The sequence below is a fragment of the Tritonibacter scottomollicae genome, assembly GCF_003003215.1.
Taxonomy (GTDB): domain Bacteria; phylum Pseudomonadota; class Alphaproteobacteria; order Rhodobacterales; family Rhodobacteraceae; genus Epibacterium; species Epibacterium scottomollicae.
On the sequence record NZ_PVUF01000002.1, the window covers coordinates 241,943 to 261,415 of the forward strand.

Below are 19,473 nucleotides of genomic sequence, written 5' to 3' on the forward strand. Positions count from 1 at the left end.
ACCGATTATGTGAGGTCGGCAATGGTTTCTATACGCATTGTTTCCATTATGTTTACATGAGATATATGGCTGAAAAGAGATAATAGCCTGGCTGATGGTTTGGCCAGCGGTGTTCAGTTGGGGGCAGTTTACTGGTGAAGGGCTGGGACTCGTATCGCATGCGCCTGAAGCGGAAGCGTCGGCTCCTTCGGGCGCTGCGCAAATCGCGTGAGTTGCGTACGGTGCAGGACAATACCGGTCGAATTCGTCCGGGTGATATCCTGCTGTTCTCGACATTCCGCAACGAGACAATTCGCCTTCCATATTTTCTGCAGTACTACCGTAGCCTTGGCGTAAATCACTTCTTCTTTGTGGATAATGATTCAGACGATGGTTGTCTGTCCTACCTGAAGGGCATGTCCGACGTGTCGGTTTGGCACAGCAAGTCCAGCTACAAGCGGGCGACCTTTGGTGTCGATTGGATGAACTACCTGCTGCGCAAATACGCCGATGGTCACTGGTCGCTCGTTGTCGATCCGGATGAGTTCTTCGTTTACCCCTTTTGCGATACACGTCCGGTGCGGGCGCTTACAGACTGGCTTGATGAATCCCGTATTCGCAGTTTCTCGGCCATGCTTCTGGACCTCTATCCCAAGGGACGTATCGACGAGGTACCATATCAGGCGGGGCAGGATCCGCTTGATATTGTTCAGTGGTTCGACAGCGGGAACTACACCATTCGCAAGAATGAGAGGTTTGGAAACCTCTGGATTCAGGGTGGGCCGCGGGCGAGGGTCTTCTTTGCGGATCGGCCCAAAATTGCTCCGGCGCTGAACAAGATCCCTTTGGTCAAGTGGAGCCGTAAATACGCTTATGTCAGTTCGACCCACATGCTGTTGCCGCGCGGATTGAACCAGGTCTACGATGACAATGGTGGCGAGAAAGCCAGCGGCATCCTGCTGCACACCAAATTTCTCGATACGTTCTCCGCCAAGGCACAGGAGGAGCTGCGCCGCCGCGAGCATTATGCCGGCTCGGTCGAGTACAAGGCCTATGCCGAGCTGCTGCAGGAGCGGCCTGAGCTTTGGTGTAAGTGGAGTGAGAAATACATCAACTGGCGGCAGCTGGAAATCCTCGGCCTGATGTCCAAGGGGAACTGGGCATGAGCACCGTGGGCATCGTCATGCTGGTCCATACGGCTCTTGACCGCGCAGAGCAGGTGACGCGCCACTGGACGGCCGGGGGCTGCCCCGTCGTAATACATGTGGATCGTAAGGTTGAAGCGCGCACGTTCCAAGCCTTTCGCGAACGGTTATCGAAGAACCCACTGGTGCGATTTTCCCGCCGACATCGCTGTGAGTGGGGCACATGGGGGATTGTATCCGCTTCCCAGTCCGCATCGGAGCTGCTGCTTAAGGAGTTTCCGGATGTGGGTCACGTGTATCTGGCCTCTGGGTCCTGTCTGCCACTGCGCCCGGTGCAGGAACTGGTAGACTACCTGCAGCAGCGACCCGAAACCGATTTTATCGAAAGTGCGACAACCGCGGATGTGCCGTGGATCGTGGGTGGCTTGAGCACGGAGCGCTTCACGCTTCACTTTCCCATTTCCTGGAAGCGTCAGCGCAAGCTGTTTGACGCCTATGTGAATGTTCAGCGCAAACTGAAGGTCCGTCGCCGCATTCCGGCCGGGTTAGTCCCGCATATGGGCAGTCAGTGGTGGTGTCTGACGCGAAAGACGCTGTCTGCCATTCTCAACGATCCGGAGCGGCCCCGCAACGACGCCTATTTCCGGTATGTGTGGATTCCAGATGAAAGCTACTATCAGACACTGGCACGCCTGCATTCCAGCAAGATCGAGAGCCGCTCACTGACGTTGTCAAAATTTGACTACCAGGGCAAACCGCACATCTTTTATGATGACCACCTGCAGCTGTTGCGGCGGTCCGATTGCTTTGTTGCGCGCAAGATATGGCCTCAGGCTGAGCGGCTCTATCAGGCGTTTCTCTCGCCGCCATCCGCTGAAACGAAGCGCACGGAGCCCAATCCCGGCAAGATCGACAGGATCTTTGCCAAGGCGGTGGAGCGACGCACGCGCGGCCGCCGTGGGCTCTACATGCAGAGCCGATTTCCGCGACACGGTGCGGAGAACGGCCTGACCTCGGGCCCTTATTCGGTGTTTCAGGGGTTTGCGGAGTTGTTCGAGGACTTCGAAATCTGGCTCGGGCGTGCAACGGGCACACGGGTGCACGGGCATCTATTCGCGCCTGAGCGGGCGGAATTTTCCGGCGCTCAGCCGCTGTTCAATGGTTGCCTCAGCGACAGCGCGGTGCAGCGTGACCACAACCCCGAGAGTTTTCTTGCAAATTTGATCTGGAACACGCGCGGAGAGCGGCAGTGTTTTCAGTTTGGCCCGCGGGATACGCAGAAGGCCAACAGTTTCATGAGCCGCGATACCAACGCGCAAATTTCGGTGATTTCCGGGGCATGGGCTGTGAGCCTGTTCCGATCAAACCGGAACTTCGCCGATTTGCGTCGCGAGGCTGCGCGTCTGCAGTGGATTGAAGCCAATCATCTGAAGCTGCTTCGCTCACAATGGGCGAGCGCTCGTATTCGCATCTGGAGCATGGCGGAGTTTATCGAGGCGCCGATGGAGAATCTGCAAACGATCATTGACGAAATTGGGCCATCTGCCGCCAACCACATCGGCGAGGCGCCCCAACTGGTTGACCTGGACGGGTTTGGTCAGTTTCTTCAGAATTTGAAAAATCAGGGGATGCATCCCTATCTGATGGGCGATTTCCCGGTGGAGGCTACGCCCTCCCGTGCGATGCAGCGCCCGCGTAAAGTCTATCTGGTAAAGTAAAGCATATGACCGGCAGCTTCTCCTCATTCGTCGTGTTTGCTGAAATGCGTACAGGTTCGAATTTTCTCGAGACGAACCTCAATGCGCTTGAGGGCGTGGTTTGCCACGGTGAAGCGTTCAATCCGCATTTTATTGGCTACCCAAACCGGACGGAGATCCTTGGAATCACACAAGATACCCGTGACGCAGAGCCTTTGCAGCTCTTGGATGCGATCCGGTCGGATGCGGGTGCGCTACGTGGATTTCGTTACTTTCACGATCATGATCCTCGGATTCTGGACCTGGTTCTCGATGATCCTCGCGTCGCGAAGATCATCCTGACCCGCAATCCGCTCGACAGCTACGTCTCATGGAAAATCGCGCAGGCCACCGGCCAGTGGAAGCTGACCAATGTGGCCAGGCGCAAAGATGCCAAGGCGACCTTTGATGCAACGGAGTTCAGCACGCATGTCGAGGATCAGCAGGCCTTTCAGGTGCAGCTGTTGAACCACATGCAACGCACGGGTCAGACGAGCTTTTACATTGCGTATGAGGACCTGCAGAACCTTGACGTGATGAATGGGTTAGCAGTTTGGCTCGGTGTTTCAGATCGTCTGGAGGCTCTGGATGACAGCTTGAAGCGGCAAAACCCAGCTCCGGTGACATCAAAGGTGACGAACCCTGAGGATATGGCGGCGGCGCTGTCCGGTTTGGATCGGTTCAATCTGTCGCGAACGCCAAATTTTGAACCACGTCGTGGTCCTGCAGTGCCAGGATATGTTGCGGGAGTTGTGACGCCGCTCCTCTATATGCCGATCCGCAACGGGCTTGAGCAAGTGGTGACAAACTGGATGGGTGAGTTGGACCATGTGTCTGCTGAGGGTCTGATCTGCGGTATGAACCAGAAACAGCTGCGGCAATGGCGACGCGGCACCCCCGATCATCGCAGCTTTACGGTTGTGCGGCATCCGTTGGCGCGGGCACATGACGTGTTTTGCAGGAAGATATTGACGACGGCGACGGGAAGTATGACCCAGATCCGCAGCACGTTGCGCCGACGTTTTGACCTCTCTGTACCGGAAGGTGAGCCAGATCAATCCTACACGCGCGCGCAGCATCGTGCAGCGTTTGAGCAATTCCTGATCTTCCTGAAAGCAAATCTTTCCGGCCAAACCGCAATTCGCATAGATCCGCATTGGGCAAGCCAAACGCAGATCATCAAAGGGTTTTCTGAGTTGGGTGCACCGGATTTTATCTTCCGAGAGGCCGACATGACAGAAGATCTGCCGTGGCTTGCACGCAAGCTGGGGCGCATGAAGCCAGCCTCCGTCCCTGCCTGTGGTACCGGTACTGGGCAGCCATTCTTGTTGGCGGATATCTATGATGACAAGCTGGAGGCCATCTGCCGGTCAATCTACGCGCGCGACTATCTTACCTATGGATTCGGAGATTGGTCGTAGTCGCGGTCGGCGTTACGGGGATACCTGGCAAGGGCATGCTTGCAACGCCGGCGTTATCGGATTCAGGCCGCTTGCACCGATTGGCTTTCCGTCAGGATTGTGTGGAGCGTCGACGGGTCCGGATTGGCCCGCAGCTTGGTGCAAAAACTCTGTTCGCGCAGGGTGCGGGAGACCAAAGCCAGCGCCTTGAGGTGTTCGACCCCGGCGTCCACCGGCGCAAACAATGCAAAGACCACATCGACTGGCTGGCGGTCGACCGCGCCAAAATCCAAAGGCTTCTCTAGTGAAACAAACACACCGACCACGCGATCAATGCCACTGAGCCGGGCATGCGGCAGGGCGACCCCATGGCCAACGCCGGTGGGACCGAGGCTTTCGCGATCCAACAGCGCTTCTACGGTTGGAGATGCGTCAAGCCCATAGGCTGAATGGGCCACTTCGGCGACTTCCTGAAACAGGCGCTTCTTGCTCGATGCCGCTCCGATGACTCGGACGGCCTCCTGCTTGAGGATGTTCGAAATCTGCATTGCCACTGCTCCACTCGGGGTGAAGGGGCCGTTCTGAGGCCCCTTCGAAATTCAATCAGGGATCGATCCAGCCGATGTTGCCATCTTCGCGCCGATACACCACGTTCAGTCCGTCTTTTCCTTCGTTGCGGAATATCAGAACGGGAGAGCCAGCCAACTCCATTTGCATCACGGCTTCACCGACCGACAAAGATGGGATTTTGGTCTCCATCTCAGCCACAATGATCGGTTGCAGCGATTCCGGCTCCGCGTCGGATTCCACTTGATCAGACGCGAGGATATACGAGCTGGCCCCCATAAGTTCAACCGGAACGGCTCGATCCCGGTGATGGTCCTTCAGCCGCCGCTTGTAGCGCCGCAGCTGTTTATCCATTTTTTCCAAGCATCCGTCAAAGGAGCTATAGATTTCAGTGGCATGGGATTTGGCCTGACAGGTCAGGCCTGTCGACAGATGAACGATTGCTTCGCAGACAAATTCATGCGCATTGCGGGAGAAAACGACCTGCGCGTCGGTAGGTCGGCCTGCGTATTTCTCCAAGACCGCACTTAGCTCGGTCTCTACATGAGTTTGTAGAGATTCGCCGATGTCGATCTGTTTTCCGCTGACTTTGTAACGCATGTGATCTCCTTTTTGTTTTGCCTGGACCCGTGCAGAACGGTGCAAGGAACTTGCTCAGTCTGTCTTAGGATTGCCAGGAAGGATGGGCGCCACGTGCGGCATGCAGCGTGCCGGACCCTGAAGACAGGATCATCGCGGAGACTGCAGCGGGTCGCACATGTGCCATGCTTCAATTCGATGACAAAGCCTGCACGGAGTCAATGTAATTCAGCGTGCAAAGGAGGTGTCCCAACAACCTTTCGGCGAGCGCTCGCCGGTATGGATCGCTGTAGGGCTATCTAGGAGATGCGGAAGTTGTCGCCGAGGTAGACGCGGCGGACATTTTCGTTCTCGACAACCTCTGCCGGGCTGCCTGACATCAGTACCTGTCCATCATGAAGGATATAAGCCCGATCCACGATTTCCAGAGTCTCGCGCACATTGTGATCCGTTATCAAAACACCGATTCCGCGGGTTTTAAGATCAGAAACGAGGCCGCGGATGTCGCCAACGGAGATCGGATCGACCCCGGCAAAGGGTTCATCCAGAAGGAGGTATTTTGGATCAGCCGCAAGGCAGCGGGCGATTTCGACACGTCGGCGCTCGCCACCCGACAGCGCAAGCGCAGGGGCGCGGCGCAGGTGTTCTATCGAAAAGTCCGACAACAACTCCTCCAAACGCTCCCGGCGTTTGTGTTCGTCCGAAACCGCAATATCGAGCACGGCAGAAATATTGTCTTCCACCGACAGGCCGCGAAAAATCGACATTTCCTGCGGCAGATAGCCGATGCCCAAACGTGCCCTGCGGTACATCGGCAGGGTGGTGACATTCTGACCGTCGATGGTGACGCTGCCTGCTTCGGGAAAGACGAGGCCTGCAATCGTGTAGAAACTCGTGGTCTTGCCGGAACCGTTGGGGCCGAGCAACGCAACAACTTCGCCGCGGTTCAACTCCATCGACACGTCGCGGATGACCACTTTCTTGCGGTAGCTCTTGCGCATCTTCTCAATACGCAAACCAGATGAGCCTGAGGTAACTTTCAGATCTGGACGGGCCATCAGTCGCCGCCGCTACCTGGCAAGGTGGTGCGCACGCGCCCGTTGAGGGTTGCGTTGCCTGTTGTCAAATTCACAGTCATTTGTTCCGCGCCCAGGGTGTTGCCCTTCTGCGTGAGGAGGACATCGCCCCGCATCACGACCGTTCCGTTTTCTATGGTATAGTCTGCGGTTCTGGCTTCAGCCGCATCCTCACCACTGACCAACAGTACATTCCCGCGCGCTTCGAGCCGTTCGATCCCGTTGCCATCCGTTTTCCGGACCACCAACACATTATCAGCGCTCAGCCGCATCTCACCTTGAATGATCAGCACGTTTCCGGTCAGCAAGGCTGAACCGTCTTCCTGATTCACACTCAAATTGTCGGATGTGATATCAACAGGTTGCGACGTGTCTGTTTGGAGAACGCCGAATGAGACCCCTGTCCCTTGTGCTATTGCGACAGGGGAAAGGAGCAGTGTTGTAAGGCCAAAAAGAATAACTAATGTCAGTCGTAGCACGGGCTATCTTTCTACTTTTGCAGGATCGTACACCAGCTTTACGCCGTCCGTGAACTCAATATGTACGGGACCGTTCTGAGAATTTGTGAATATCCGCATCGTGCCCGCTTCGAAATCTCCCAACGGGCCGGTTGCCGTGACGGTTCCGGGGCTGGTGATCTCCAGCCCGTCGAGCAGCGCATTCAGTGTTTCCGTTTCGACACGTGTGCCATCTGCCGTGATGATCCGAACATTCCCAGTCAGCACTGCGGTGTTCTTGTCCGGACGAACAGAACCCGCGTCTGACAGCATCAGGATGCTGCGCCCGTCAGACGTGCGGATTTCGGCTTCGAGATCACTTGCCGATGCAGTGTTTCCTTCGCCACCCGGCAAGGCTTTGGTCGCTGCGATAGTGACTTCGTGCCCAGTCTTGGTTGTTCCGGTGAAGAATGGGGCAGTGACTTGTTGTCCGCGCAGACGACTTTCGAGGTCGACCTCCGCAAATGGTATCGCAGAATCGGTTTCGATCCGACGTGAAATGAGAAACAGGGTCGAAAGCAGCGCAAGCGCCGCAAGCGGCAATGCGACCTTGAGATAGGCAACGATACGCGAATAGCGATCCACCATGTCCGTGCCTCCTCTCAAACTCTGTTATGCGGGGGTCCCGTCAGGGACGTGAAACGTGATGTTGCTCAGGAATGGGCAAAGATGTCGGTGTCCGGCCATCCGGCCAGATCAAGCCGTGCGCGGGTGGGCAGGAAATCGAAACATGCCTGAGCCAAATCTCGGCGATCTTCTCGCTCCAGGCGGAGATCCAATTCCTCGCGCAGCCTGTGCAGGTGGAGCACATCAGAGGCGGCATAATCACGTTGTGCCTGCGTCAGGGTCTCGGCGCCCCAATCGCTCATCTGCTGTTGTTTGGAGATGTCGAGGCCAAGCAGATCCTGTGTCAGGTTCTTAAGCCCGTGACGGTCCGTGTAAGTGCGCACCATGCGGCTGGCGATCTTGGTGCAGTACACCGGGGCGGTCAGAGCCCCAAAGGTCTGATACAAGGCAGCGATATCGAAGCGCCCAAAGTGAAAGAGCTTCAGCACCTTGGGGTCTGTCAATATGCGTCTGAGGTTCGGCGCTTCGCTCTGCCCTTTGGCTATCTGAACCAGATGCGCATTGCCGTCGCCGCTGGACATCTGCACCACGCAAAGCCGGTCCCGATGCGGGTTGAGGCCCATGGTTTCGCAGTCGATGGCCACAACAGGTCCAAGGTCAAGGGTGTCGGGAAGATCATTCTGGTAAAGATGCGTGGCCACGTGGCTGTCCTTGATCCTGCGAGGATTTCTAGGGTGCGGGTTAACGCCGACATAGGCGCTTTATGGTCTAAACTCAACAGGCGGTGAGATCAGTACCTGTGGTGAGTTTGCGCGTATTTTCTGCCGATCCTTTGCATGTCGCGCCGCAGAATGTCTAAGTCATGATCGGGTCGCCAACTGCGCCCGACATGCGAAATACGGGCACGAGTCTTGCAGGCCGGACATATGTGCATCGCAGGCTCGGCGGTCTATATCTGATCTTACAGCGACAGGCGTCTCTATCGGTTTCTTTGGCATACCCTATATAATTCATAGCCTTATCCCGGTGTGTCTTGGGCAAGGTGAGGCGCATGATTTCCGCTTGTTCAAGACGTCTGATGCCAGGTTGACGGCTCGCAAACTCTCGACGAGGGCTTGCCAAGATACCGCGCCTTTGCTTTGTCCCGTTCTTGCCGGGGTTAACCGGCAACGCCATAGAGAGCAAAATGCGCATGCTGGGTGCAATACGCAAGAACCCGGACCGACGTCAGACCTTTGTGATCGTCGGCCTTGGAAATTTCGGATCGACCGTCGCCAAGGAACTGAGCCGCTTCGGCAATCATGTGATCGGAATAGACTCCAATGAGGCGCGGGTCAGTCAATATGCTGATGAATTGTCTCAGGCATTGATCATCGACGCCCGCGACGATCTTGCCCTGCGACAGGCAGGAATTGCGGATTGCGATGTGGCGTTGGTCGCAATGGGCTCCGATCTGGAAGCTTCCATCCTGGCGGCCATCAACCTCAAGACCCTCGGCGTGCCTGTGGTCTGGGCGAAGGCCACTACCAAGACCCATCACCGTATCCTCAGCAAGCTGAAGGTGGATCGGATCATCCACCCGGAGGTCGATGTGGGCATGCATATCGCACAGGTTCTGCACAATCCGCTGGTGCGTGACTACGTGAGCCTTGGCAACGGCTACCATGTGGTGAACTTCAAGATCCCACGGTCGCTGGAAGGCAAGGCGCTGGTGGATATCCCCTATGCTGCCGGCCACAACTTGCGCTGCATTGGCGTGATGCGCGGTACCGAGTTCCTCGGACACGATGGCTCTGACTGCACCCTCGCGCAGGACGATCTGTTGATCCTGCTCGGAAAACGCTCCGACTTGCGAAATTTTGCGGCCAGCCTATCTTGAAACGTCCCGCAGTAAAGGCCGCTCCACCGGTTGATCGCGGATTGCCGCCGCCATTGGTGCTGGCACTCCTTTATTTCTCCAGCATCTTCATCGGCGCGCTGCTGTTGTGGATGCCGATGTCGCATACCGGCGCGGTCGGCTTTGGCGATGCGTTTTTCACCTCTGCCTCGGCGGTGACGGTGACGGGGCTGGCAGTGGTGGATACCGGCAGCGATCTCACGCTGATCGGGCAGGCCATTCTCGCGCTTCTGATCCAGCTTGGGGGACTGGGGCTGATGGCCTTTGCGGTGCTGCTGTTGTCGGCGCTGGGCCTGCCTGTTGGGCTGCCGCAACGGCTGGTGCTGCGCGAGGACCTCAATCAGCGCACCCTCGGCGGTCTGGCGATCATCGTGCGCACCATCATGCTGGTGGCGCTGGTGTGCGAGCTGGCCGGGGCAGGGATTCTGTCCTTTGTGTTTGTGCCGGAACTGGGCTGGTCCTTGGGGCTATGGCATGCGGTGTTTCACAGCATCTCGGCCTTTAATAACGCAGGTTTTGCGCTCTATCCCGACAGTCTGTCGGGCTATGCAGATGACCCCATCATCAACATCACGATTCCGGCTTTGTTCATTCTTGGTGGTCTGGGCTTTATCGTGGTAGGCGATCTGGTCCGCGCACGTTCATGGCGGCGGCTCAGCCTGCACAGCAAGTTGATGCTGACGGGAACCCTGTCGTTGATCCTTGTTGGTTGGGCAGGTTTCGCCGCACTTGAGTGGACAAACCCCGCCACGCTTGGCGGTATGCCCGACACGGCCAGCCGCCTCTGGGCGAGTTGGTTTCAGGCGGTGACCCCGCGCACGGCTGGCTTCAACACGATCGACACCGGCGGGATGCACGACAGCACCTCCCTGATGACCATGTCGCTGATGCTGGTGGGAGGCGGAAGCACCTCCACCGCAGGCGGTATCAAGGTGACCACGCTGATCGTGTTGTTGATCGGCACCGTTGCCTTCTTTCGCCGTCAAACCGCGCTGCATGTTTTTGGCCGCAGCCTCGGGGTGGAGGATGTGATGAAGGTCATGGCGCTGACCACCATCAGCATTTTCGTTGTTTTGGTGGGGATCTTCCTGATCTCCGTTTCACATGACGATGCATTCCTCGATCTTGCATTTGAGGCCACGTCTGCCTTCGGCACCGTTGGACTGTCGCGTGGCGCAACCGGCGAGCTCGATGGTTTTGGTCGCGCAGTCATCATTGCAATCATGTTCTTGGGGCGGGTCGGGCCGCTGACACTGGGCTTTTTCCTCGCCACGCACAGCAGGCCGCGCGTGCGCTATCCCAAGGGTGATGTGTATCTGGGCTGAGACGTGACTTGGGTCCGCCATATTGCATTTTGGGAGTGTGAGGAATTCTCGCCATCACTGGCGGGATTCCGCTCCTCTTTCGGTTGAGATCAATTCACCTCTGGAACGCTACGCGTGATCTGGGTAGGTGAGCGCGGCCCGGATTGTCCGGCGCATCACCATCCCTTATGATTTATAGGCTATTGTTATGAAAACGAAACTTGTCGCACTTGCACTGACCGTTGCTTTCTCCGCACCTGCTTTGGCTGAAGAGTGCACCGCGGGACTCGCACAGGCGAAATCCATGGAAGTAAACGCAGGTCTGCAGAAGCTGGCGGCCAAAGATCCGCAGCGCATGCAGGAAGTGGCGACCGAGATGATGGAAAAATCCGCCATGTTCGAAAACGCCGATGATCTCTCCGAAGTGTGCGAATACTACGATGGTCTGCTGGAAGAAATGAACTCCTAAGCCACCACGATATGCCTGCGGAGTTTGTTTCCGCAGGCACTCCCGCAGAAATGCGGATGTATTGGCGTCGCCACTGATTGACGCACCCGCGTGCCGCCCGCTTGCAGGCACTTCCGATACCGCAGGCTGTTGTCCTCATGACACCATGCGATGTTCGGCCAAATGCTCTTTCCACCAAAACCTGTTTCCTTAGCACCGGGCCACCGTGGAGATCCCTGTGCCGGTTGCTTGCTCGCTGATTGACAGGCTGTGCCAAACCTGTTTTATTTTATTTGCCGAAATAAATATGCATACGACCCTGATGGGCGTGTGCATCTGGCGATTGGGAGGACATCGAATGTTTCTGGGTCTTGACGTGGGGACGTCGGGGCTGCGCGCGTTGCTGGCCGATGAGGGTGGCAATGTCATTGGCGTGGCGGATGCAGCTTATGGGGTCTCACACCCGCATACCGGGTGGAGCGAACAGGACCCGCAGGACTGGATCACCGCTTGCCAAACCGCGATTGCAGCTCTGCGTGGGAACCACCCGGCCGAACTGGCTGCTTTGCGCGGCATAGGCCTGAGCGGTCACATGCATGGGGCAACCCTGCTGGATGCGGCGGGTAAGGTTCTGCGCCCCTGTATTCTATGGAACGATACGCGTTCGGCTGCCGAGGCAGCCCAGCTGGATGGCGCAGAAGGCGTGCGGGATCTGTCGGGGAATATCGTGTTTCCGGGATTCACCGCGCCGAAACTGGCCTGGGTCGAGGCGCATGAGCCGGAGATTTTTGCTCAGGTCGCCAAGGTGCTGCTCCCCAAGGATTATCTGCGCTACTGGCTGACCGGCACATATGTCTCTGACATGTCAGACAGCGCCGGGACGTCATGGCTTGATGTGGGCGCGCGGGATTGGTCGGACCAGCTGCTGGAAGTGTCCGGCATGCGCCGGGACCAGATGCCCGAACTGGTCGAAGGCTCTGCCGCCAGTGGCGATTTGCGTGACGCGCTTCGCCGCGAATGGGGCATCGACGGCCCGGTGGTTGTCGCCGGGGGCGGTGGCGACAATGCAGTTGCCGCCTGCGGGGCCGGGTGCTTCCGTGAAGGTGAGGGCTTTGTGAGCCTTGGCACCTCCGGCGTGCTCTTGGCAGCCAAATCTGCTTACAAACCTGACCCGGCCTCGGCTGTGCATACCTTCTGCCACGCGGTGCCGGATACGTGGTATCAGATGGGGGTGATCCTTGCGGCGACGGACTGTCTCAATTGGCTGTCGCGCACGCTTGGGCAGACCCCGGCGACGCTGGCGGGACTGCTGCCGACCCAGATCTCCGGCCCCTCTTCGGTGACGTTCTTGCCCTATCTCTCTGGCGAGCGTACGCCGCATAACGATGCCAGCATCCGCGCCACGCTTGCAGGGCTTGATATTGGCGATGGCCCGGCAGAGCTGACACAGGCGGTGATGGAGGGCGTGGCCTTTGCGCTGCGTGATTGCCTTGAGGCGTTGAAAGGCACCGATACCAACCTCACGCGCCTGCTCGCAGTGGGGGGCGGCACCCGCTCGCCCTATTGGGTGGAGACCCTCGCCACCGTTCTTGGCGTATCCCTCGACATTCCTGACAAGGGCGAGTTTGGCGCGGCATTGGGCGCCGCCCGTCTGGCGATGACCGCCGCCGGCGCTGACATTTCCACCGTGATGACTGCACCGCCCATCGCCCACACCATTGATCCACGCAGCGATCTGACCGAGGCCTATGACGCCTCATACGCCCGGTATCGCGCGCTCTATCCCAACATGAAGGCACTGATGACATGACCACCGGCTTCTTTGGCGACGTTTCCAAAATCCAATATGAAGGCGCAGACAGCACCAACCCGCTGGCCTTCCGCCACTACAACCCCGACGAGGTGATCCTCGGCAAACGGATGGAAGAGCATCTGCGCTTTGCCACCTGCTACTGGCACAACTTTGTGTGGCCGGGCGGCGATCCTTTTGGTGGCCAGACCTTTGATCGCCCATGGTTCAAGGACACGATGGAGGCGGCCAAGCTCAAGGCCGATGTGGCGTTTGAGATGTTCACCCTGTTGCAGTCGCCCTACTACTGTTTCCACGACGCGGATGTGCGACCGGAGGGGGCGAATTTTGCGGAAAACACCCGCAACCTGAATGAAATCGTCGAGTATTTCGCGCAAAAGCAGGAAGAAACCGGCGTCAAATTGCTCTGGGGCACCGCCAACCTGTTTTCCAACGCGCGGTTCATGTCGGGGGCGTCGACCAACCCGGACCCGGATGTCTTTGCCTTCTCGGCGGCGACCATCAAGACCTGCATGGATGCAACACATCGTCTCGGCGGCGAGAACTACGTGCTCTGGGGCGGTCGTGAGGGCTATGAAACCCTGCTGAACACCGATCTTGCGCAAGAAGACCAGCAGATGGGCCGCATGCTCAACATGGTGGTCGAGTACAAGCACAAGATCGGCTTCAAGGGTGCGATCCTTGTGGAGCCGAAACCACAGGAGCCCTCCAAGCACCAATACGATTATGATGCGGCGACGGTCTATGGCTTCCTCAAGCGCCACGGGTTGGAAAACGAGGTCAAACTGAACCTGGAGCAGGGACACGCGATCCTTGCGGGCCATTCGTTCGAGCATGAGATCGCCACCGCGCAGGCGCTGGGCATCTTTGGGTCCATCGACATGAACCGCAACGATTATCAGTCCGGCTGGGACACCGACCAGTTCCCGAACACCACCCCTGAGGTGGCGCTTGCCTATTACCACATCCTGAAACACGGAGGGTTCAGCACCGGCGGCACCAACTTCGATGCCAAACTGCGCCGCCAGTCCATCGACCCCGAAGATCTGTTGATGGCGCACATCGGTGGCATGGATGTTTGCGCTCGTGGTTTTAAGGCCGCTGTCGCGATGGTCGAGGACGGCACATTGGATCAGTTCGTCACCGACCGCTACGCTGGTTGGCAGGGCGCGAGCGCGCAGGATATGCTGAACGGAAAGCTGTCCCTTGAGAGCATAGCGGAAAAGGTTGAGGCCGAGGGCATCAACCCGAGGCCGCGGTCCGGCCGCCAGGAGTATCTGGAGAATGTCGTTAATCGGTTCGTCTGAATGAGTATGGCGCAGATCGTCAATCACGGCCTTCACCAAGGTCATATACTGAAGGAGGTCTGTCTGCGAAGTGACAGGCTCAGCCTCAGTCTGTTGAACTTCGGTGCGGTGACGCGCGATCTGCGCCTGCATGACCAAGGCGAAAACCGATCTCTTGTGCTCGGCTTTCGCAACCCTGCGGACTATTTGACCAATCCCGGATACATGGGGGTGATCGCGGGGCGCGTCGCGGGCCGGATCAAGAATGCCCGCTTTGCGCTTGACGGGCAGATGGTGCGGTTGGCCGAAAACGAAGGAGGCAACCAGCTTCATGGTGGTCCCGCTGGGCTGTCTCATGTGCTGTGGGGTATCGAGCCGCTGACGTCTGCCAGCGCGCGTCTCACCTATCACTCACCCGAAGGGGAAAACGGCTATCCGGGTGCAGTAGATTTCACTGTCACCGTTACGCTTGACGAGTTTTCGGTAGAATACGAGATGATCGCATCCGTTAGCCAGCCAACCCCGATCAGCCTTGCACAGCATAGCTACTACAATTTGTCGGGTGGTCAGCAGGCAATCTGGGATCATCGCTTGCAGGTTGATGCGACAGGCTATCTCGTGCTGGACGATACCAATGTGCCGAACGGCACAATCGCTGACCTGTCCGATACCGGTTTTGACTTTCGTCTTGGGCGCAGTTTTGGAGAGCTGGACCCCGAACATCAGGGGTGTGATATCAACCTTGTCTTCGACACGGATCGCACACAGGCGCTCCCGGCGGCAAAGCTGACTGCGCCTGATGGCTTGCAAATGACGGTGACGACTGATCAGCCCGGCGCGCAGATTTATACAGCTGGTGGTTTGCCGACACAGCCCGAGGGGCATTCAGGGCAGGTGCTGGGCCCCGCCATGGGGGTCTGCTTTGAACCGCAGGGCTTTCCAAACGCGGTAAACCAGCCAGATTTCCCGTCGGTGATCGTGTCGCCAGATGTGCCGTATGTTCAAAAGTTGCGTCTGGATTTCGGATGGATCTGAGGGCGGTTGTGATCTGTGCTGGTGTTCTGGTCGTCTCTGCGGTTCGCGCTGACGAGCGGCCGGATCTCGGCCCGCGGCCAGTCTTCCCTGCCGTCGATATGGCCGCAGTCGAGCTGGGGCAGCTACTTTTTTATGATCCGGTTCTTTCGGGAAACCGCAATATCGCATGTTCCACATGCCATCATCCGAAATTCGGCACGGGGGATGGTGTTGCGCTTGGGCTTGGTGAGGGCGGCATTGGCCTCGGCCCGGATCGTACGCCCGACCCCCTGAATATACCCGAACAACGCATTCCGCGGAATGCGCCGGGTCTTTGGAACCTCGGCGCGCCGGAATTCACCGTGATGTTCCATGATGGTAGGCTGGAAGATGATCCTGCGTTTCCCAATGGCATTCGCACTCCCTTGGGCGAGGACATGCTTTCCGGATTTGACGACGCCCTTGCGGCGCAAGCCATGTTCCCGGTGCTCTCGGCGGATGAAATGGCGGGCCACTATTCGGAGAACGATGTGGCGCAGGCGGTGCGGTTGGGGCAGCTCTCCACGCCGGGTGGGGCTTGGGACCTGATAGCGGCGCGGATTGAGGCCATACCGGAATACCGGACGCGTTTCGATACGGTCTTGGCAGAGGGGGAGGCGATCACCTTTGCCGATATCGCCAATGTCCTTGCCGATTTCATCCGCTTCGAATGGCGCGCGGATATGAGTGCCTTTGATGCGTATATGTTGCAGCAGGGTGAACTGCTGCCCGATGCGCAGAGCGGCATGAAGCTGTTCTATGGCAAGGCGGCCTGCAGTCAGTGCCATTCCGGCTGGTTGCAGACAGATCACGATTTTCACGCTCTTGCAGTGCCTCAGTTGGGGCCGGGCAAGGCCGCACGTTTCGAAGCCCACAACCGCGATGAGGGGCGTTTACGGGTGACCGGCGCAGCGGAGGATGCTTATGCCTTTCGTACGCCGTCGTTGCGCAATGTCAGCCTGACAGCGCCTTATGGACATTCCGGCGCGTTCGCGACGCTGGAGGCGATGGTTGAGCATCACCTGTCGCCCGAGGCCTCGCTGGAGAGTTTCGATATTGCGTCCGTTGTCTTGCCGCCGTTGGAGGGCAAGGACGACTGGCGCGTTCATCGCGCAGCGGCAGAGCGCGAGGCAGTACTTCGGGCGGTGGATCTGACGCCACAGCCGCTGTCTCCAGCCGAAGTGGATGATATCGTGGCGTTTTTGCGGGCACTGACAGATGAGGACGCTGCAAAAGGTCGGCTGGGCGTCCCGGAGAGTGTGCCCAGTGGTTTGCCTGTGGACCGTTAGGGGCGCTTGTCTTGCGGAGACAGAGTAATGTGCTGATTGGCGTGAAACGCCTGCCAGTTGCTCAGCGTACCATCCGGCCAAGTGACACGCAGATCAACGGTGTTGGCCTGGCCAAGGCCGAAGTGTAGATCCCCCAAATCCCCGCCCGCATGCCCGCCGCCAACAGTGATCTCGCGCGTGAGGGTCCGGTCTTGGGTTTTGACTTCGACAAACGCACCAATGGCGTCTGGGTTGGGGGCGGCTGCCCGCAGGCGTAGCAGCAGCCAGTTGCCGTCCAGATCGCTGGTATTTTCCCACACTTCCATCTGGGCGCGGCGATTGACGACTGCGATGTCCAGCAACCCGTCACGGTTCAGGTCCACCAGAGCGCCGCCACGACCGCGATGCAAGCTGGCAACGCCGGCTGTGTCACCGACTTCTGAAAACGTACCGTCCACATTCTGCAGCATCAGGTTGTTGGGATCTTTCTGCGCGGCGTCGGGCATCTGCTCGACATTGCCTTTGGTCACAAAAATATCGTCACGCCCATCATTGTTCACATCGCCGAAAGCGGCGTGCCAGCCGGTTGACGGGCGCCCATCTCCGCCAGTGTAGGGCCGATGGGCGGTGGTGCCGAAGCCGTAGGTCACGTCTTCCCAGACCGGACCCTTCGCTTTGGCGTCACGCAGCTGAAATTTCTGATCCCCCATCGAGGTCAGGTAGACATCCTGAAACCCGTCACCGTTTATGTCACGCGAGGCGATGCCCATGCCCCATAGAGCATATGGCCTCCAGCCTTCGTCGGTCGTGTACAGCCGCGGCGTGTCTTCCATTGCCCACATCTGTTCCTGCCCACCGCGCACGTAATAGTGCCGGTCATTGGACAGGCGCAGATCTGCGTGACCGGTTCGGTTCCAGTCGCTGAACAGGACCGACAACGCGCAGTAACCCGGAGCTAGGGATTGCCTGGCTTGGTATGTTTCGCCGTCCGGGCGATACAGAAGGGTGTCGTCGCAGGTGCCAAACGGACCGTTAGGGTCCTGGCGGTCCACGTAGGTGCCGAAGGCGAGCGTCGGCAGAGTATTGTCGCCCTCCCAGGTTGCGGAGAAGCCGGTGGTCCAGTGATCATCACTCACGAAACCGAGGTGATCGAAGGGCTGGAACTGGCATTCGCCGGTGCCTTGCATCAGGAGGTCCGGTCCCGCCCGCAGGATCGCAAGGTCGGTCCACCCGTCACCGTCAATATCTAGCGGGTAGGCTCCGGTGACGCCGGTCAGGGCCAGGGATGCCGGTGTTTCGGCAGTAAATGCCACGGACGCGCCATTGGCGGGGGTGGTGTTCTGAAACAGCTGCGCTGTGTTTTCGCCGCCGGCAGCGTAAAGTTCTGGCAGGCCATCGCCGTTGCAATCAAAAACTGCAAGGCCGCCCCCAACATAGTGCTCCCAGCCGCCGCCATATATGTGTTCGCTCATCGCGACCGGCGTGAAGCTTGGGGTCTGCGTATCGGCATTCGCCGCATGGACACATATGACCGCAGTTAGGGCAATCCAGCTACGCGGCAGCATTGGCAAGCTCCTTCACGGTGCGCGCCGTGACTTCCTCGATTCCATAGGCCGCGGCGCCCTTGGCCCACATCAGATCGCCCCAGTCATGCACGATGACCTCGGGCAAGGGCGCATCGACCTGCACCACCCATTGGCGCATCTCACCGATCACTTTGCCGGAATAAAGGTGGTCGAAGGACAGTCGCGCACCGGCCAGAATGATCTTTGTAGGGTCGAAGATATTGACAACATTCGCTAATCCCATTGCGAACATGCGCCGTGCCCTGTCGAGGATGGACAGCGCCATGGAGTCGCCCTTCTCTGCGGCCTGAAAAAGTGAGGCCAAGGTGCGGTGTCGTTCGCTGCCGCTGGAGATATTGGCCTCTCGCAACAATGCGTAGTCGCCCACATAGGCCTCCAGACAGCCGCGCTGGCCGCATTGGCACAAAGCGCCTTCCAGGTGGACCTTCGTATGACCAAACTCCGCGCCGCATCCACGTGTGCCGCGATAGATCTTCCCGTCGATTACGATACCCATGCCGACGCCATGCTCGATGGTGATGACGATGAAGTTGTCGCAGGTGCGCCCTTCACCGAACAGATGTTCGGCCTTGGCCACAAGGTTTGCGTCGTTGTCGAGGAAGACCGGGCAGGGCAGCTCCCTGGCGATCGCCTCACCAAAGGGTACATTGCGCTCCTCCAGCGAGGAGGACCAATATATGAAGCTGCGCTCCGCATCGATCATGCCTGCAAGACCAAGCCCAACGCCAGACAGATCGTCAATCGTGAAGCCGCCCTTTTGACACGTCAGCTCCAGCGCACGGCGGATTTGCGAACATAGGACGGGCACCGGCATGCGGCCCTGTGCAAGCGGCATCTCATGGCTCGCCAGTTCCTCGCCCACAAAGTCTGTAATCACGGTGGAAATCACATGGTGAGACACCTTGAGGCCGGCGATCAGATGCGCGCCGCCGCGGATTTTCAGCGCAACGCGTGGGCGCCCGCGACGGGCTTCGGAGGAGCTCTCGGGGGCAACCTCTTCGATCAGGCCTGCAGCCAGAAGCTCTGCGGTGATCGCCGTAACCGTAGCAGGACTTACGCCCGTGGCCTTGGCAATGTCGATGCGGGCAATGCTCTCGGCCGCACGGATCACATCCAGTATCTGCTGACGCCCGCTTTCGCGCTGATCGCCGCTTGGCGACAGCCGTCCTGATCGTGCCAAATCGATGCTCCTCCACTACCAGCCCGGCCCAGACGCGCTAGGGTATGACACTCTGGGCAGGTTCCGGCAATCTCTCCCTTCGAGAGAGGATACAT

The 19,473-nt window shown here is 58.4% G+C and carries 18 protein-coding genes; 10 read left to right on the forward strand and 8 right to left on the reverse strand.

Annotated elements, in window-relative coordinates; all coding sequences use genetic code 11:
* Positions 1-158 precede the first annotated feature (158 nt).
* Genes CLV89_RS05075 through CLV89_RS05085 form a run of 3 tightly spaced genes read left to right on the forward strand, consistent with a single transcriptional unit; the run spans position 159 to position 4,281 of the window.
* Complete coding sequence (locus CLV89_RS05075; protein ID WP_106162553.1) at positions 159-1,145, forward strand: glycosyltransferase family 2 protein; 987 nt, start codon at positions 159-161, stop codon at positions 1,143-1,145.
* Positions 1,142-2,842 carry a DUF5927 domain-containing protein gene (locus tag CLV89_RS05080; protein WP_106162554.1) on the forward strand — a complete coding sequence of 567 codons (1,701 nt, stop codon included), beginning with the start codon at positions 1,142-1,144 and terminating at the stop codon, positions 2,840-2,842. The genes CLV89_RS05075 and CLV89_RS05080 overlap by 4 nt, the downstream gene beginning before the upstream one ends.
* 5 nt (positions 2,843-2,847) lie before the next feature.
* A complete protein-coding gene (locus CLV89_RS05085) occupies positions 2,848-4,281 on the forward strand; it encodes a sulfotransferase family 2 domain-containing protein (protein ID WP_106162555.1) in 1,434 nt (477 codons plus the stop codon).
* Between the two features lie 62 nt (positions 4,282-4,343).
* On the opposite strand, the gene CLV89_RS05090 is transcribed toward CLV89_RS05085, so the two are convergent.
* The 6 genes from CLV89_RS05090 to CLV89_RS05115 all read right to left on the reverse strand — a co-directional run bounded on the left by CLV89_RS05090 (position 4,344) and on the right by CLV89_RS05115 (position 8,247).
* Positions 4,344-4,808, reverse strand: coding sequence for a PTS sugar transporter subunit IIA (locus CLV89_RS05090; protein ID WP_106162556.1), 465 nt, complete (start codon positions 4,806-4,808; stop codon positions 4,344-4,346).
* Between the two features lie 55 nt (positions 4,809-4,863).
* The gene (gene hpf, locus CLV89_RS05095) at positions 4,864-5,427 is read right to left on the reverse strand and encodes a ribosome hibernation-promoting factor, HPF/YfiA family (RefSeq protein ID WP_106162557.1); all 564 of its coding nucleotides are present in this window, start codon (positions 5,425-5,427) and stop codon (positions 4,864-4,866) included.
* Positions 5,428-5,705: 278 nt separating this feature from the next.
* A complete protein-coding gene (gene lptB, locus CLV89_RS05100) occupies positions 5,706-6,464 on the reverse strand; it encodes an LPS export ABC transporter ATP-binding protein (protein ID WP_106162558.1) in 759 nt (252 codons plus the stop codon).
* Positions 6,464-6,961, reverse strand: coding sequence for a lipopolysaccharide transport periplasmic protein LptA (lptA, locus tag CLV89_RS05105; protein WP_106162559.1), 498 nt, complete (start codon positions 6,959-6,961; stop codon positions 6,464-6,466). Before lptA ends, lptB begins: the two co-directional genes overlap by 1 nt.
* Positions 6,962-6,964: 3 nt before the next feature.
* A complete protein-coding gene (gene lptC, locus CLV89_RS05110; protein ID WP_106162724.1) occupies positions 6,965-7,564 on the reverse strand; it encodes an LPS export ABC transporter periplasmic protein LptC in 600 nt (199 codons plus the stop codon).
* Positions 7,565-7,632: 68 nt separating this feature from the next.
* A complete protein-coding gene (locus CLV89_RS05115) occupies positions 7,633-8,247 on the reverse strand; it encodes a ribonuclease D (protein ID WP_106162560.1) in 615 nt (204 codons plus the stop codon).
* 491 nt (positions 8,248-8,738) lie between these two features.
* Here CLV89_RS05115 and CLV89_RS05120 point away from each other — a divergent pair, with 491 nt between their 5' ends.
* The 7 genes from CLV89_RS05120 (at position 8,739) to CLV89_RS05150 (ending at position 16,633) form a co-directional block, all read left to right on the forward strand.
* A complete protein-coding gene (locus tag CLV89_RS05120; RefSeq protein ID WP_106162561.1) occupies positions 8,739-9,425 on the forward strand; it encodes a potassium channel family protein in 687 nt (228 codons plus the stop codon).
* Entirely contained in the window at positions 9,422-10,768 is a 1,347-nt protein-coding gene (locus tag CLV89_RS05125; protein ID WP_106162562.1) for a TrkH family potassium uptake protein, read from the forward strand. Before CLV89_RS05120 ends, CLV89_RS05125 begins: the two co-directional genes overlap by 4 nt.
* A gap of 187 nt (positions 10,769-10,955) precedes the next feature.
* Complete coding sequence (locus CLV89_RS05130) at positions 10,956-11,216, forward strand: hypothetical protein (RefSeq protein WP_106162563.1); 261 nt, start codon at positions 10,956-10,958, stop codon at positions 11,214-11,216.
* A gap of 337 nt (positions 11,217-11,553) precedes the next feature.
* Positions 11,554-13,005, forward strand: coding sequence for a xylulokinase (gene xylB / locus CLV89_RS05135; RefSeq protein WP_106162564.1), 1,452 nt, complete (start codon positions 11,554-11,556; stop codon positions 13,003-13,005).
* Positions 13,002-14,312, forward strand: a complete 1,311-nt coding sequence (gene xylA, locus CLV89_RS05140) for a xylose isomerase (RefSeq protein ID WP_106162565.1) — start codon at positions 13,002-13,004, stop codon at positions 14,310-14,312. Before xylB ends, xylA begins: the two co-directional genes overlap by 4 nt.
* Positions 14,313-15,326 (forward strand): aldose epimerase family protein, encoded by a 1,014-nt coding sequence (locus tag CLV89_RS05145; RefSeq protein WP_106162566.1) that lies wholly within the window; start codon positions 14,313-14,315, stop codon positions 15,324-15,326.
* Positions 15,317-16,633 (forward strand): cytochrome-c peroxidase, encoded by a 1,317-nt coding sequence (locus CLV89_RS05150; RefSeq protein ID WP_106162567.1) that lies wholly within the window; start codon positions 15,317-15,319, stop codon positions 16,631-16,633. The genes CLV89_RS05145 and CLV89_RS05150 overlap by 10 nt, the downstream gene beginning before the upstream one ends.
* Here the strand turns inward: CLV89_RS05150 and CLV89_RS05155 are convergent.
* Together CLV89_RS05155 and CLV89_RS05160 are read right to left on the reverse strand one after the other, a co-directional pair.
* Positions 16,630-18,177, reverse strand: a complete 1,548-nt coding sequence (locus tag CLV89_RS05155) for a CRTAC1 family protein (RefSeq protein WP_106162568.1) — start codon at positions 18,175-18,177, stop codon at positions 16,630-16,632. The two genes, CLV89_RS05150 and CLV89_RS05155, sit on opposite strands and share 4 nt — an antisense overlap.
* On the reverse strand, positions 18,164-19,378 hold the full coding sequence (locus CLV89_RS05160; RefSeq protein WP_106162569.1) for an ROK family transcriptional regulator: 1,215 nt from the start codon (positions 19,376-19,378) through the stop codon (positions 18,164-18,166). Before CLV89_RS05160 ends, CLV89_RS05155 begins: the two co-directional genes overlap by 14 nt.
* Positions 19,379-19,473: the final 95 nt, after the last annotated feature.